Consider the following 15,592-nt stretch of genomic DNA (forward strand, 5'->3'; position numbering starts at 1 on the left):
GAAGAGGATTTTGTCCATATGGCAAAAGTTCTCAATGGGCTGCGAGGCAAGTTTGTTTTAAGCCTGAATGATTGTGATGCGGTGCGAGATATCTTTAAGGATTTTGACTTTTTAGAAGTTGAGACAGTTTGGATGGCAGGTATGGCAAAAAAAGCTCCTCGAAAAGAGCTGTTAATTCACAATAGTCTTTGTGATTCTAACAGTTGTGACTTATTTAGCCGCGTATGCTTGGCGCGTTAGAGAATGTTTTTTGCACTTAAAAATATGGGTCAGTAAGGGCTAGGGTCTATGATTCTTTTCCTCTAAAACGAGTAGCCAAAATGTGGTTACGGAGTATAGTATTCAAAATCCTATTCCCAAACGTAAACTTAGAAATCCCAAACTTCTAATATATATAAAGAAAACAAAAAATTATATTTCGTGTAATGTGGTATTTTAACCCTTAAGTAATATTAAAAAGTTTTAATAGGGTGAATTGAGTATTGGTAAGTGGGCAAAACTATGTATTTAAAAGTTTTGGGTAGTTTCTTTCTGTGTTATTTTCAGAGAGTGGCTTTTTTAGTGGTGGTTACGGTTTTGGCGGGCTGTAGTTCTGGTACGCAACGTTTTTCCCATATTTTTCCTAATCGTTCGGTTTCTACACGGTCGAATATGCCTATGGCTACAGATCCACAAATGTTATCGTATGGTGGTGTGATAGAAAGCACTGAATTGCCACCTGTGGAGCCCAGTGATGATTCATGGATTGATGATAATGCTTCGTATAACTCTTCACGACAAAATGAGATGTTTGCTACTGATAGTCGAATTATGGGGGCACCACCAAGGAATCTTGGAACACTTTCTCGCTCACAAATGGATAACTCTCCTGTTCTCCAGAAAAATTCTTACATTGTGCAGAGTGGGGATACGCTGTTAAGTATTGCACGGCAAATAGGAATAAGTGTTGAGGCATTAAAATTAGCAAATAATATAGGTAACGATTCCATTTATATTGGTCAGGTCCTTATGGTCCCAAATAGGCGTACAGTAGCTTCTTCGAGCCTCTATAGTGGTCATTTAGTGGCCTCAACGGCAGAATCTTCCCTCCAATCTCAAGCTACATCTTCCGTAAGGCATAAGGTTAAACCTATCTATAAAGCTCCTGTAACAAGCACACCTTCTGCAAAAACAAATAAGCAAAATATTGAAAAAAACTCTTCCAGACAGATGATACAGTCGAATCATAGAACTGATTCGTCAGGTATTATTACAAATACAGATAATGGTATTCTTCCACAAGCTACGGGTATTTCTAAGATGCGTTGGCCAGTGCGAGGGCGTTTATTAAGTCAATTTGGTCAAAAACAAGGGATAACAACGAATAGAGGAATAGATATTGCTGTGCCTGAAGGGTCATCGGTAAAGGCGGCAGAAAATGGTGTGGTTATCTATGCGAGTGATGGGTTAAAAGAGCTCGGTAATGTTGTGATGATTCGACATGAAAACAATATTATTACTATTTATGGATGTAATAGTAAGCTTGTTGTAAACAAAGGGCAGAGAGTGCGACGTGGTGATGAGATTGCTAAATCTGGTATTTCAGGAAATGTGAATACTCCACGCGTTTATTTTGAGGTGCGTAAAAATTCACTCCCTGTTGATCCTATTAAATATTTAGAAAACTAGTTTATGATGCCTTTATTTTAAAAATCTATAGTGTATTTTTCAAAAAAACAAATAATGTCATTAAAATCAAATGGTATTCAGCAAAAAAAAATCACTTCTTTGAGTGAGTGTGATGAGTTTGGCTTTATGAGAAGGAAGAAAATTGTTTTGTATTATTTATTTTCCGATGTGTGAGAGTGCTCATATTTATGCTATATCAGAGAAGAAATGGATCTATTTTCTGCGTTCTTTCTTGTTGCTTTCTCGCTCTTAAGGAGGTTTATTACCTTTCTTATAAAATTATGAGTACAGTGTGTAGCTATCACTTTGTATAAGTGGTTCTATGGGATTTTTTGAGCTGAAAATTTATTGAAGTAGAGTGAAATATTTGAAGTTTAGTCTATAGGAGATTAAAATGTTTAATACGAACGCTTATGCTCAAGCTGCAGGCGGTGTTTCTAATGGGTTCTCACTTGTTAATTTTGTCCCATTCATTCTGATTTTTGCAATTATGTATTTTTTTATCATTCGTCCACAGCGCGCACAAATGAAAAAACGTCAGGAAATGCTTAATGCTGTGCGTCGTGGTGATACTGTTATTACAGGCGGTGGTGTTATCGGTAAGGTGACGAAAGTTTACGATGAAAGCGGTGAATTAGAGGTTGAAATTTGTGAAGGTATGCGTATTCGCATTATCCGTTCAACATTGTCTGAGGTTCGTGTTAAAGGCGAACCCGTTGCAGAAAAGAAGTCAAAACCAGTAGTTAAAACAAAAGCAGTGCAGAAGTCGAAGTCTAAAACCACAACAGAAAAAAATGTGAGTGCCTCTAAAGAGGAATGAAGAGACATCAAAAAAGAGCCAATCTTAAGCTATAATTACGGTTTTATTATGTCCTTTTATAATGAGTTATATACAAAGGGGGGATAAAAGTTATTTCACTGTATGAATGGTGTGAGAGTTGATGAACGGACGTGATCATTTTGTTTTTATAGAATTAAAGAACAGTTATTTCCATAGGGGGTGATGGTTGTCTGTTTGTTTTGTATAAGAGAGGTTTCTTGTTTTTAGAGAATAGGCAGAGTTCGTTAATTCAATGGACGAGAGTATGAGATTGCATTTTATTCATAATATCTCAGATAACTTTTATTGAGTGCTTATTGTGTTTTAGAGTGATATTCTTGTATGAAAAGAGTTGTAGTTAATATTGCTATGTGGGTTATTATTGAGATACCAATGCTTGTGACTGTTTTTTGCTGATTTTGATCGATGGAGAAAAAACGCAATTGAATTTAAAATGAAGGATACTTAATTTATGTTCCATGCAATTCAAGTTCGAGAGGCACATTTTCCAAGGCGTGCACCGATTGATGCTTATGGAAATGGCGGTTTTCGTTTTGCTGATATGTCACATAGAGGTTCTATTATTTGTGTACCATCAGGTATTTATGGTATCGATATGGTAAGGCCTATTCCCACGAAAGAGGATATGTCTCGTATTTTAGCAGAATCATCTGAGATTGAGGTTTTGTTAATAGGTACTGGTGTTGAATTATTGCGATTACCCGAAGAGTTACGGGTGCTTTTAGGGGAAAAGCGTATTTCATCAGATACAATGAGTACGGGAGCTGCAGTGCGGACATTTAATGTTTTGCTTGCTGAAGATCGTGCAGTTGCTGCATTATTATTTGCGGTAGAATGATGGATCATTTAATGAAATGAATCTCCTCATTAAAACGAGGAAAATTGAATGGCCATTAGGTGCTATTGAATTTTATCTATGTTTTTAATTTTGAGGGCTTTTTATTCTCTAGCGATTCTTTTGATCAATCGTCTTAAAGAAATTCCATAATTTTCTGGAAAGATGGAGTTTCATGACGATCTTGTATGGCAATAGTAACTTTGGAATAATTACTGCTTGTTTAATGATTTTGCTAAAAAATATTTTAAATTCATAGCTTAGGGAGCAGAAAGTATTTCATTCACCGCTGTAAGTTTTTGTCTTTGTTTTTATCTAAAAGGGGATGTTATGGCATAACGGTACTTGATACAAATATACATCATCAAGATCAGATTTGCTTCTCATAAGATACCTTGGATTTCAAGAGGAATATTTTTCATTGGTGATATTGTTGTTGTCAATCACAAGACGGCTCTTTTTTATTTGATTTTTGCTAACAAATTTTGTTTCCGTCATGTTAAAATGAATTTTTTATACTTTGTGAATTAAACGAGACTTTGTCATTTAAAGTCTTTCACTTCTAAAGCGATATCATATGTTGTTTTTTTAAGATAAGATATTGATTTATAATCATAGTTTATTGTTTTTCATATTGAAAGCGAGCTTCAAACGAAGTACTTTTTTTCATTTCTTCTCTTATGATACAATAATCAAAATTATTTTTTATATTTTAAAAAGAAGGCTCAGTGTGTGGGTAAAAACATTGAAGAAAAGAATAAACGCCTTTTGTGAATGATCTTAATGTAAAAGCTGTCATAGCATTGGAGTTGACAGATATAATCACCGGCTTGCAGATTAGAAAGAAACAGAAATTGAGAAGGAGATAATAAAGAAATCTCTATATATTGAAAGCTATTATAGGATTGGGAGCGATATTATCACATTATACCATATGCAGAAAATGCAAACATGGTCTCATAATTACGATTATGAAGGTGTTTTGCCGCAAACAGGCTTTTGTTAATCACATGAATTTCAATATAATAAAATACCGGCTAGTGGTAGGGGAAAGTTTAATATGGGGATGCTAGGAGTATACTCAAAAAAGTAACTTATTGAAAGCAGTTGGTATGAGATTTTTTTTTGAGGGCTACATAGTGGAAGATATAAGAGAAGAGTTATAAGAAGGAATGAAATTCTGTTAAATGAAAAGAGAGGAAATAATGAAAATAAGTCTTAAAAGGTTTTGCATTCTTTAATGTGAGCATTACAGTTCCCAGTTCCCAGTTCCCAGTTCCCAGTTCCCAGTTCCCAGTCTAATATTTAGAAGGTGGATGCGATAATGTTTCAGTGACAGCCTTTTTGTGATCAACAAGTTTGATAACGTTTGAAGAGTATTTATCTTTTGCCGCGTTTTTTATTTTGTGTACATTGTGTTTGAGTTACTCTGAACAAACAGGTAGCAGTATATTGGACTTTTAAATCATGAAAGAACGCATCAGTATTTTACTTCGTTTCTTCATAACGTTATAGTACACGTTTATTGGGCATGGTGACTTTAAAAAGCAAACAGCTTTCCTTATGAATATATAAAAATATTGTATGAATAAAATTTGACGCATGTAACTCCACGCATTTCAAGATAATCACTGTTCATTTTAGTAGAAATATGTGTGTGAACAATAAACTTTTATAACTATTTATTCATTTATAAGCCTTCACGATTAAGTACTTATACTATAGTTTAAAGATGGTTTTTTAGAAGTATAATGTTTTCGTATATTGGTGTGCATAAAATGCACCTAGAAAATAAGCATTAAATTATAATATTTGTAAGAGGATGAGAATAGGTTTGAAAATGTTATTCCAGCTATGTTGGTTCATCACCCATTTTTAAATGTGCAGAAAAAGAGAAGATGAAGCGCTAAAAGGGAACCCCATAGGTATTGTAGAATGATACACTCTCTTCCTTATTGTTTTGATATTTTACGTGTTGCAGATCGTGATCGCTATATATCAGTTTTATTCGCACCTAAAAAAAAGCGCAGAGCATTGGCTGCACTTTACGCTTTTAATGTAGAGATTGCGCGTATTCGTGAAACTGTACACGACCCACTTATTGGCGAGATACGATTACGTTGGTGGTATGATACTATCGCGAGTGGTAAAATACAAGATGGTATAAATAATCCGATTTTAAGTGATTTATTTACAGCAATGCAGCGGTTTAATTTACCTAGAGAAAGCTTTTTACGTTATTGTAATGCACAGATTTCAGATCTTTATCACAATCCAACTGCAACGCTTCATGATCTTAAAGTTTACTGTAGAGAGACAGCGAGTATAGTTTTACAGCTTTCGTGCCAGATATTAGATCCTGATACTGCAAAAGATTTTACAGATATTTATAAAGATGGAGGAATTGCTCAAGGGTTAAGCGGTGTGTTGCGTCTTTTATCATTCATACAATCACGATACCAATATTATTTGCCTGATGATATGCTCAAGACTGTAGGAGTAGGTAGGGAAGAGTTAGAGACCAATCGTGTGAATGACAAACAAAAATGCAATATTATTGAAGTGATGGTAGCGTTATCGCAAGATCATTATAGCAAGTTTTATGAGCACTACATGACGATACCTAAAACGCTGAAACCAGCATTTCTTCCATTGGCAGTTATACCTGCATCTCTTCAAAAAGCAGTACAGTTGGGAGCAATCGTTTTTCAAGAAAGCGCAACCTTATCATTGCTTCATCGCTATTGGTTGATAACAAGAGCAGCAATAAGCGGTCATCTTCCAAAGATAGGATAAAAGAGTATTATAAGAAACGAAAACACAGATACATCTGTTGGAGGCAATGGAATGTTATGAATCCCAATTCTTCTTTTTATTTGACAAATATTGCTTATGTGTTGATGATACCGGACTTAGAGTCGTAAGAAATCATTCTCATAAGATAAATGGCGTCGTATATTTTCTTTATTGATGATGCATTTTATTATTGAGTGCTTTGTATTCGTAATCTTATGTGCGCTTCTTAGTAAAAGGTAAACAAGATATACAAAAAAATCCATTGCAGAGAGAGCGCGCACTTGCTCAAGAGTTTTGAGTGACTTTGATTGAGAGAACACAATACACCGAATAAATCTGCAAAATACCTTGCTTATTTCTGATGGTATTGGTTTTTATGTTCACTGTTTTAACAGATCAATGTTACATAATCATTTATAAAATATAACTCCTCTCTTTATTAAGAAAAGTCTACTTCTAATGGTTATAGAAAAATCTGAATTTTGAGATAAATGTTTCCTGTATAGACTTATAGAATGATACATCATTGCTGTTTGTGATGATAACATCATAGAGGTTAGGGCCGTTTATACAGGTTACCTTATTTTATATACTTCTTTCAATCACATCTTATTATTTTCTGCAAACTCGTAAGTTTGCAGAAAATATTATTGTTTATACAGCTGTTGTTCACTTTGATGTGAACAAAAAAGAAGTCTCATTTATTTTTTAATCGTAAAAGAAACTTTTATGACGATTTTATCATCTAAAGAGCACAACGCATTTACAACATTGTTTACTGAAGAGTGTTGACGATTTGATTATAAAGAGTGCTATTAATTTCTAAAGGGTGTTCTTTATGAGCCACTTGCAGCATTTCTAATTTTAGATCTTCTCTTATCATCATATCTATATTGGTACGGATATCAGGCGAAAGAGTATGAGAAGTGATATCGTTAGGCACGGTTATGGTTTTTATTTGATAAATGATGCGGTTTGTTGCAACTGGGCTTTTGACTATACCATAATGATTTTTAGGATGAGAAAATAATGCTTTCATACCTTCAGTTCCGAGAACTTCAGATGAATCTTGGCGCCGTAAAGCCTGTGTTGTTTGTTTTGTGATACCAAGAGCATGGGCGAGGGAAACAAGACTTTTTCCTTCATGAAGTTGTTTGAGAATATCTTTGGCTTTTTCATCAAGAAGGCGTTGGGTTTCTTCATTTTTCCACTGAGAAAGTACATCTTGCTTGGCTTCTTCAAGTGTTTTATCACGAGCAGGAATAATTTTGTCTACTTTATACCAAATATATCCACCTTGCTGAAGAAAGAGTGGATCAAGATCAACCTCTTCCTTTGCTTGATAAAGTGCATTGAGCAAAATATCCTTCTGAGGTAAATCCGTGAGTATCATTCCTTCAATTGTTTTTCCTGTGTTATCAATAGTGATTGTACGCAGAGATAATTTATACTGATCAGCGATTTCTTTGAGAGAAGCGCCCTCAAAACGTGCATTTTCAATTGCTGTATAATCGTTACGGATCTCATCCATAGCACGATTTTTTGCAAGTGTTTGGCGAATATCTGCTTCTACCTTTTCAAAAGGAATGGAGGTTGAAGGTTCAATATGGGTTACACGAACGATAACAGGACCTTGTAAATCATTGATCACATGACTGATTTGCCCTTGTTTAAGTTCAAAAATCTCAGAGGCAAGATGATTAGGAAGTTCACTTTCTATGAAAGGCCCTTTTTTGATGTCATCAAGAGTCTTTTTTTCAGCTTTAACCAGTTCATCAAAATTTAATCCATCTGCTATTTTTTTTGCTGCATGATCAGCAGCTTCGCGTGTAGGGAAGCGTAGCTCTTCAATAGTACGTTTTTCAGGAGTTACAAAACGCAAAGTATTTTGGGTATAATAAGCTTTAGCCTCATCAACTGAGATATCATTGGGTTTTATAATATCTTTTACTGTCATAGATAATAAAGAGACGGTACGGTATTCAGGAGTCCGAAATTCATTGTGATGCGTTTCAAACCATTTCTGTAATACTTCTTGATCGGGGTCGGGAATTGTTTTCTTCTCTTTTAGATCAATAACGAGATAATCAGCAATGCGTGTTTCTTGTTGATAAAGAGCGAGTGCTTTATAAAAGAGGTCTGGTGCTTTCATTCCGGATAGTGAAGCTGAAATGAGCTGGTGACGCTTCTGTTTTTGGGTGTAATAATGCAGGAAATTATTTTCGTTAACACGTAAATACTGAAGATAGTTGCGAAATAAATTTTGATCAAAAGTGCCATTCATTTGAAAAATATGATCAGTCCCAAGAAGACGCGCTATTGTATCTTTTGAGAGGCCAATTTTCATTTTACGTGCTTGTTCATCAAATAAAACATTTTGTTGTAACTGATTGAAAACAAAGGCGGGAATTCTGTATTGCTGGATTTCATTTGTTGTGAACATCCGTCCAAGGTGAGAGGCAAATGCTAAACGTGTGCTTTGATCAGCGAGTGCGAGACGATAATTATCGACAGTGATAGTCGATTTTCCAGAAGTAATCAGATCTCTTTCACTTTTTGTATGTAATTGTGGGATTCCCCATAAAAGGATGAAGCATAAGAGTAAAATAGCAAGAAAAATCCTGGAAATCCAAGAGTTTGTGGCATTTCTTATGATGTCAAGCATCGTTTAATTCCATTTTTTATCATGAGTTATCATCAAAACAGTAACAGAATTTGCAATAAAGATACGAAAGATGCAAGTTTAAAGACTTGCTTTCATTTTATAATTTGATAGCTAAAGATAAACAATATGATGGATCATTTTTGAGGTGAAGATATGTCTCCAAATATTCGGCCTTTTATCGCTGGAAATTGGAAAATGAATGGAACAGGTGAATCATTGGGAGAGTTGCATGAAATTGCTTTTGGTATTCGCTCGGATTTAGACCGTTTTTTTGAAGCACTTATTTGTGTTCCAGCAACACTTTTATCGCGTGCTTTTGATACACTTGGTGAGGAATCTCTTCTCTTAGGGGGGCAAGATTGCCATTTTGATGATTATGGTCCTTATACGGGAGATATTTCAGCTTTTATGCTGAAAGAAGCAGGAGCTAGCCATGTGATTGTTGGGCATTCAGAACGTCGCATAATTTATCAGGAGAGTGATGTGCTTGTTTGTGCTAAAGTGCAGGCGGCGTGGCGGGCAGATCTTGTTGCGCTTGTTTGTATTGGTGAAACATTGGAGGAGCGTAAAAACAAGAGCGTATTGGATGTGCTCACACGGCAGCTTGAGAGATCTTTACCAGATGGTGCAACAGCACAAAATATCATTATTGCTTATGAGCCTATATGGGCTATAGGGACTGGAAATACGGCTACTTCAGCAGATATTGCAGAGGTACACAGTTTTATTCGTGACAAAATACGTTCTCGTTTTGGCGATGAAGGAAACAAGATGCGACTGCTTTATGGTGGTTCAGTCAAGCCATCCAATGCATTTGAGCTTTTGAGAACGGAGCATGTTAATGGTGCTTTGATAGGAGGGGCAAGTTTAAAAGCAGTCGATTTTTTAACAATTTGTGATGTTTGTCACAAATTGTAACAGAAGAATCTTGGTTCCCCCTTGGATTATGTGTTATTTATGTGTAAATAGCCGTGAATATCTATTTGAAGAGCAGGGTTTATGCAAACAGTACTTATCGTTATCCATTTTTTGATTGTTATTACTTTGATCGGTGTTATATTAATTCAGCCTTCAGAAGGTGGCGGGCTTGGTGTGAGCAGCGGTTCAGGATTAATGAAAACACGTGGGACCAAAAATCCGTTAACCCGTTTTACGGCTATCTTAGCATGTTGTTTTTTTGCTGTGTCTATTGGACTTACCGTGGTAGGGAGTATATCGAACTCCAGTTCTGATATTCTCAAGCGTGTTCCAGTGAATTCAAAACAAACGACAGAGAAAGGGGCTTTAGAATCAACGCCACGATCAGAGAGTGGGGCGCAACCTTCTATTCTTGAGCAATTAGGAGATGTTCCACCTCAAGATCAAGATAAGGCTACGGATTTTGAAATTGAAAACCCAGTTCCACCCGCCCTTGAAAATCCAGTGCCAGAGAGTGATGCAAAATAGTTTTTTAAGAAAGTATAGATTTGAAAAAGGTGTTTTTTACACCTTTTTTATTTTGGAAAAGAAAAATTGTTTCTTTTTGCATTTTTTTCTGGAAAAATCATTATAAACGACTTATCATCGTAATCCCATGGCACGTTATGTTTTTATTACTGGTGGTGTGGTTTCTTCTCTTGGAAAAGGCATCGCAGCTGCGGCGTTAGCTGCATTATTGCAAGCTCGTGGCTATCGCGTACGGCTTCGCAAACTTGACCCTTATTTGAATGTTGATCCAGGTACGATGTCACCCTACCAACATGGTGAGGTGTTTGTCACCGATGATGGTGCAGAAACGGATCTTGATCTTGGTCATTATGAACGTTTTACCGGGCGTTCTGCGAATAGCCAAGATAATATTACGACGGGGCGTATTTATCAAAATATTATTGAGCGAGAACGACGTGGTGATTATTTAGGCGCTACAGTTCAAGTTATTCCTCATGTTACCGATGAAATTAAGAGATTCATAACTAAAGGAAATGACGAGTTTGATTTTGTTTTGTGTGAAATAGGCGGAACAGTTGGTGACATTGAGGCAATGCCTTTTCTTGAAGCGATTCGTCAGATTCATAATGAATTACCAAAGCAAAGTGCTGTTTATGTGCATCTGACCTTAATGCCTTATATTCATTCGGCTGGTGAATTAAAGACGAAACCAACACAACATTCCGTCAAGGAATTACAATCAATTGGTATTTCTCCTGATATTTTGCTGGTGCGCGCAGATAGGCCTATTCCGGAAACAGAGCGGGGAAAATTATCACTTTTTTGTAATGTGCGTCCAAGTGCTGTGATTCAGGCATTGGATATGCCAACAATTTATGATGTGCCCATAGCATATCATAAAGAGGGACTAGATTCAGAAGTTCTTTCTGCTTTTGGAATAAATCCTGAGCGTGAGCCCCAAATGGATCGTTGGAAAGATATTTCCCATCGAATTCATCATCCCGAAGGGGAGGTTACAATTGCTGTTGTTGGGAAATATACCGGACTGAAGGATGCTTATAAATCTCTTATCGAAGCAATTGCACATGGTGGTTTAGCCAATAAAGTAAAGGTTAATATTGAGTGGATTGATTCAGAGCTTTTTGAAAGAGAAGATCCTGCTTCTTATCTGCAAAAAGTTCATGGCATTTTGGTTCCTGGTGCTTTTGGATCGCGTGGCACAGAAGGTAAAATTCAAGCGATTCAATTTGCACGTGAACGTAAAATTCCGTTTCTAGGGATTTGTCTTGGTATGCAATTGGCCTGTATAGAGGCTGCACGCAATATTGCACATATTGAGAGTGCTTCATCAAGTGAGTTTTATGAGACTCAAAATCCGATTGTGGGCCTCATGACAGAATGGCTGAAAGGGGATGTTCTTGAGACGCGTACAAAATGTGGAAATCTTGGTGGATCGATGCGTCTTGGTGCTTTTGTAGCCAAACTAGAGGAAGGCAGCCATATAGCAAAAATTTATGGAACAACAAAGATTTGCGAGCGGCATCGTCATCGTTATGAAGTCAATACTGATTACAAAGATATGTTGGAAAAATGTGGTTTAATTTTTTCTGGTATGTCGCCTGATGGTGTTTTACCAGAAACAATAGAATATGCAGATCACCCTTGGTTCATTGGTGTTCAGTATCATCCAGAGTTAAAATCACGCCCATTTAATCCGCATCCACTTTTTTCTTCTTTCATTGAAGCCGCTGTGGAACAGAGTAGATTGGTTTAATGTATAATTTGGGTTATTTGCTTTTTTGAGGGATAAAATGTCGAAACCAAATGCTGTTGTGAAGGTAAAAAATGTTGCTTTTTCAAATGAATCTCCTCTTTCATTGATTGCAGGACCGTGCCAGATGGAAAGTCGTGATCATGCTTTTGAAATGGCTGGCAGGATTAAGACGATTGCAGATCAGGTTGGCATTGGATTTGTTTATAAATCCAGTTACGATAAAGCCAACAGAACGTCCTTGAATGCAGCACGTGGTATTGGTCTTGAAAAAGCAATGGCTATTTTTTCTGATCTGAAGAAGGAATTTGGTTGTCCAATATTGACAGATGTGCATACAGAAGAGCACTGCGCGATTGTTGCCTCCACGGTTGATGTTTTACAAATACCAGCTTTTTTATGTCGTCAAACGAATCTCTTGGTGGCAGCAGCAAAAACAGGGCGTATTATTAATATTAAAAAAGGTCAATTTTTGGCGCCGTGGGATATGGAGAATGTTTTAAGAAAGGTTACGCAAAACGGGAACTCTAATGTTATGCTTTGCGAACGAGGAACATCATTTGGTTATAACCGACTTATTTCTGATATGCGTTCATTGCCTATTTTGCGTTCATTTGGGGCGCCTGTTATTTTTGATGCGACGCATTCTGTTCAAGAACCTGGTGGTCAAGGTGATTCCTCTGGGGGACAGCGCCAATTTGTGGAAGTTTTGGCGCGTGCAGCTGTTTCTGTTGGGGTGGCAGGTGTTTTCTTAGAAACGCATCAAGATCCTGATAATGCACCTTCTGATGGGCCGAATATGATTAAAATTGATCATCTCCAAAGATTGCTTGAGACTTTAATGGAATTTGATTATCTGTCGAAAAAAATGAATTGAATAAAGAAAATGTTTCATCCTCATTGCATTAAGATGAAGTGAGATTTTTGTTGGATAGGAAAAGCACATGACGATAATTGTTGATATCATTGGACGTGAAGTTCTTGATAGTCGAGGGAATCCAACAGTAGAGGTTGATGTTCATTTGGAGGATGGAGCTTTTGGACGCGCTCTTGTTCCTTCAGGAGCCTCAACAGGGGCACATGAAGCCATCGAGATTCGTGATGGAGGTCCGCGCTATCAAGGAAAAGGTGTTGAAAAAGCGGTTGCTGCAGTCAATGGCGAAATTCTTGAAGAACTTGGTGGGTGGGATGCAAGAAATCAGATCGCTATCGATCAAGCGCTGATTGCTTTGGATGGAACGCCAAACAAAGCGCGTCTTGGTGCCAATGCACTTCTTGGTGTTTCATTGGCTGTTGCAAAAGCGGCGGCAGAATCATTGAACTTGCCCTTATATCGTTATATTGGTGGGACACAAGCACATGTTCTTCCAACACCAATGATGAATATCATTAATGGTGGTGTTCATGCTGATAACCCCATTGATTTTCAAGAATTTATGATTATTCCAGTTGGAGCACCTACTTGGAAAGAAGCCATTCGTTATGGTGCTGAAGTTTTTCATACGTTAAAAAGACGTTTAAAAGATGCCGGGCATAATACCAGTGTTGGTGATGAAGGTGGTTTCGCACCGCAATTTAAAAGTGCCGAACAGGCAATCGACTTTATAATGGAGTCTATAATAGCATGTGGCTATAAACCAGGTGAACAGATTGCTCTTGGTTTAGATTGTGCTGCGACCGAACTTTATAAAGATGGTTCGTATTTTTATAAAGGTGAGGGAAAGTGTCGTGATGTTGGGGAACAGGTCGATTATTTGGCGCAGTTGATTAAGGCCTATCCTATTATTACAATTGAAGATGGGATGGCTGAAGACGATTGGGATGGTTGGAAGTTGCTTACGGATTCGATTGGTCAACAGTGTCAGCTTGTTGGCGATGATTTGTTTGTGACAGATTCCGTGCGGTTGCATGATGGTATTAAAATGGGGGTGGCGAATTCTATTCTTATCAAAGTGAATCAGATTGGCACATTGAGTGAGACACTTGATGCTGTAGAAACAGCACATAAAGCAGGCTATCGTGCGATTATCTCTCATCGTTCAGGTGAAACAGAAGATTCTTTTATTGCAGATCTTGCAGTTGCAACCAACTGTGGGCAGATCAAGACCGGTTCACTTGCACGCTCAGACAGATTAGCAAAATATAATCAGCTCATTCGTATTGAAGAAATGCTTGGAAAACAAGCTCGTTATGCTGGTAATTTGCAGCGTTGATAGTTAAGAATCGTAAGATTTTTAGATTGTTGTATTCATTATGGATTATATGATTCAGTTTTTGTGTGAATATATGAAGTAGATTTTGTAGGTGTTAAAGATGAAAGGTATAATTATTAGTCAGGATCAAGGGACTTATCTCGTTTCTGGTGAGGATGGTAAGCGTTATCAGTTTGCGACTTGGGATTGGTTAGGCAAGAAGCCACCTAGAGTTGGGGATTCCGTTGATTTTGTGTGTGAAGGAGATTCTGTTAGTTCTGTTTTTCCATTATTGCAGCAAGAATCGATGACTTCATCTGGAACTTCAAAAGCGATGCTTGCACTCATTTGTTGGGTTGCTGGTCTATTTGGTGTTCATCGCTTTATGGTTGGTAAAACTGGCACTGGTGTTTTGATGCTTGTTCTATCCTTAACACTTTTTGGGTTGATGATTACGGGGATTTGGGTAATTGTTGATTTTATAGTTATTGTTGCGGGGAAGTTTACGGACAAGGACGGGAATCAAATTACAAATTAGTAAAAATATACATTCAATACAAAGTATATAAAGTAGGTCATGTGGTCTACTTTATACTATAAGTGTGTAATGCCATATGGCTGAGATATATTTATTTTACGATTATAGGTTCATAAAAATAGAGAGTGCAGAGTTAGGTAAAAATATTGCAAGAGATTGTGCTATTTTCCTATTAACAGGATAGAGATATGAATCGATAAAGGTGTATTTTGTATCTTTGTTTATAGAAGTGGGGAAATTGGACCATTAGGGGCAAGCTATTTTAATTTCACATTTATCACGGTGAGTACCAATTGTATTTATGCCGTGGCATTCATTAGCATATTATCAAATAAAAAATAACTTCTTTATAGGTGGCATGTTTTTTTATATAAAATAACCGCTTTATTTGATATATCGAAGAGCAGTGTGTTGATAAAAATCATGCATAGTTGATAAAAAATGAATGCCTATGTTATTCTGTATGGATAAAATAAAAGTCCATATCAATTAAAGTTTTACTTATTTTATAGTAGGGGAAGTTTTAATTAATGTGTTTATGATGGTGAATACATCTTGTATTTACGCAGTATGTTTTATCAATACATTATCGAATGAGAAGAAAAGCTTTTTTATGTATAACAATTTTATAGCTTCTGAAGGTAAGAAGTAAAATTATTGGTCAGAGCAAGAGACTTATCTTGTTTCCGGTGATGATGGTAAGCGTTATGGGTTTACGACTGCGGCTTGGTTAGGAGAAACTGCACCTAAGGTGGGGGGTGTCATCGGTTTTGTATATGAAGGTGATACCATTAAATTCATCACCTCTATTTCTCTTGCAAATCGATCAGAGCAATCAAGAAGGACGCTAGCGGTTGT

11 protein-coding genes and 1 pseudogene are annotated in these 15,592 nt (G+C 36.7%); 11 read left to right on the forward strand and 1 reads right to left on the reverse strand.

The window, feature by feature from the left end:
• The 5 genes and pseudogenes from BN67_RS11700 to BN67_RS06085 all read left to right on the forward strand — a co-directional run.
• Positions 1 to 240, forward strand: a pseudogene (locus BN67_RS11700) (DNA adenine methylase); the annotation flags it as partial.
• Positions 241 to 501: 261 nt separating this feature from the next.
• Positions 502 to 1,668 (forward strand): M23 family metallopeptidase, encoded by a 1,167-nt coding sequence (locus tag BN67_RS06065; protein ID WP_019223253.1) that lies wholly within the window; start codon positions 502 to 504, stop codon positions 1,666 to 1,668.
• 394 nt (positions 1,669 to 2,062) lie between these two features.
• The gene (yajC, locus tag BN67_RS06075; RefSeq protein ID WP_019223255.1) at positions 2,063 to 2,488 is read left to right on the forward strand and encodes a preprotein translocase subunit YajC; all 426 of its coding nucleotides are present in this window, start codon (positions 2,063 to 2,065) and stop codon (positions 2,486 to 2,488) included.
• Positions 2,489 to 2,960: 472 nt separating this feature from the next.
• Positions 2,961 to 3,347, forward strand: coding sequence for an Mth938-like domain-containing protein (locus BN67_RS06080; RefSeq protein WP_019223256.1), 387 nt, complete (start codon positions 2,961 to 2,963; stop codon positions 3,345 to 3,347).
• A 1,932-nt stretch (positions 3,348 to 5,279) separates the two neighbouring features.
• A complete protein-coding gene (locus tag BN67_RS06085; protein ID WP_019223257.1) occupies positions 5,280 to 6,140 on the forward strand; it encodes a phytoene/squalene synthase family protein in 861 nt (286 codons plus the stop codon).
• 775 nt (positions 6,141 to 6,915) lie between these two features.
• Here the strand turns inward: BN67_RS06085 and BN67_RS06090 are convergent.
• Positions 6,916 to 8,805, reverse strand: a complete 1,890-nt coding sequence (locus BN67_RS06090) for a peptidyl-prolyl cis-trans isomerase (RefSeq protein WP_019223258.1) — start codon at positions 8,803 to 8,805, stop codon at positions 6,916 to 6,918.
• Between the two features lie 153 nt (positions 8,806 to 8,958).
• Here BN67_RS06090 and tpiA point away from each other — a divergent pair, with 153 nt between their 5' ends.
• The 6 genes from tpiA to BN67_RS06120 all read left to right on the forward strand — a co-directional run bounded on the left by tpiA (position 8,959) and on the right by BN67_RS06120 (position 14,734).
• Entirely contained in the window at positions 8,959 to 9,723 is a 765-nt protein-coding gene (tpiA, locus tag BN67_RS06095; protein WP_019223259.1) for a triose-phosphate isomerase, read from the forward strand.
• A gap of 81 nt (positions 9,724 to 9,804) precedes the next feature.
• Positions 9,805 to 10,251, forward strand: a complete 447-nt coding sequence (secG, locus tag BN67_RS06100) for a preprotein translocase subunit SecG (protein ID WP_019223260.1) — start codon at positions 9,805 to 9,807, stop codon at positions 10,249 to 10,251.
• A gap of 127 nt (positions 10,252 to 10,378) precedes the next feature.
• Positions 10,379 to 12,007 (forward strand): CTP synthase, encoded by a 1,629-nt coding sequence (locus BN67_RS06105; RefSeq protein WP_019223261.1) that lies wholly within the window; start codon positions 10,379 to 10,381, stop codon positions 12,005 to 12,007.
• 37 nt (positions 12,008 to 12,044) lie between these two features.
• Positions 12,045 to 12,881 (forward strand): 3-deoxy-8-phosphooctulonate synthase, encoded by an 837-nt coding sequence (gene kdsA, locus BN67_RS06110; RefSeq protein ID WP_019223262.1) that lies wholly within the window; start codon positions 12,045 to 12,047, stop codon positions 12,879 to 12,881.
• Between the two features lie 67 nt (positions 12,882 to 12,948).
• A complete protein-coding gene (gene eno / locus BN67_RS06115) occupies positions 12,949 to 14,217 on the forward strand; it encodes a phosphopyruvate hydratase (RefSeq protein WP_019223263.1) in 1,269 nt (422 codons plus the stop codon).
• 100 nt (positions 14,218 to 14,317) lie between these two features.
• The gene (locus BN67_RS06120; protein ID WP_019223264.1) at positions 14,318 to 14,734 is read left to right on the forward strand and encodes an NINE protein; all 417 of its coding nucleotides are present in this window, start codon (positions 14,318 to 14,320) and stop codon (positions 14,732 to 14,734) included.
• Positions 14,735 to 15,592: the final 858 nt, after the last annotated feature.

The sequence above is a fragment of the Bartonella rattaustraliani AUST/NH4 genome (assembly GCF_000312565.1).
GTDB classification, from domain to species: domain Bacteria; phylum Pseudomonadota; class Alphaproteobacteria; order Rhizobiales; family Rhizobiaceae; genus Bartonella; species Bartonella rattaustraliani.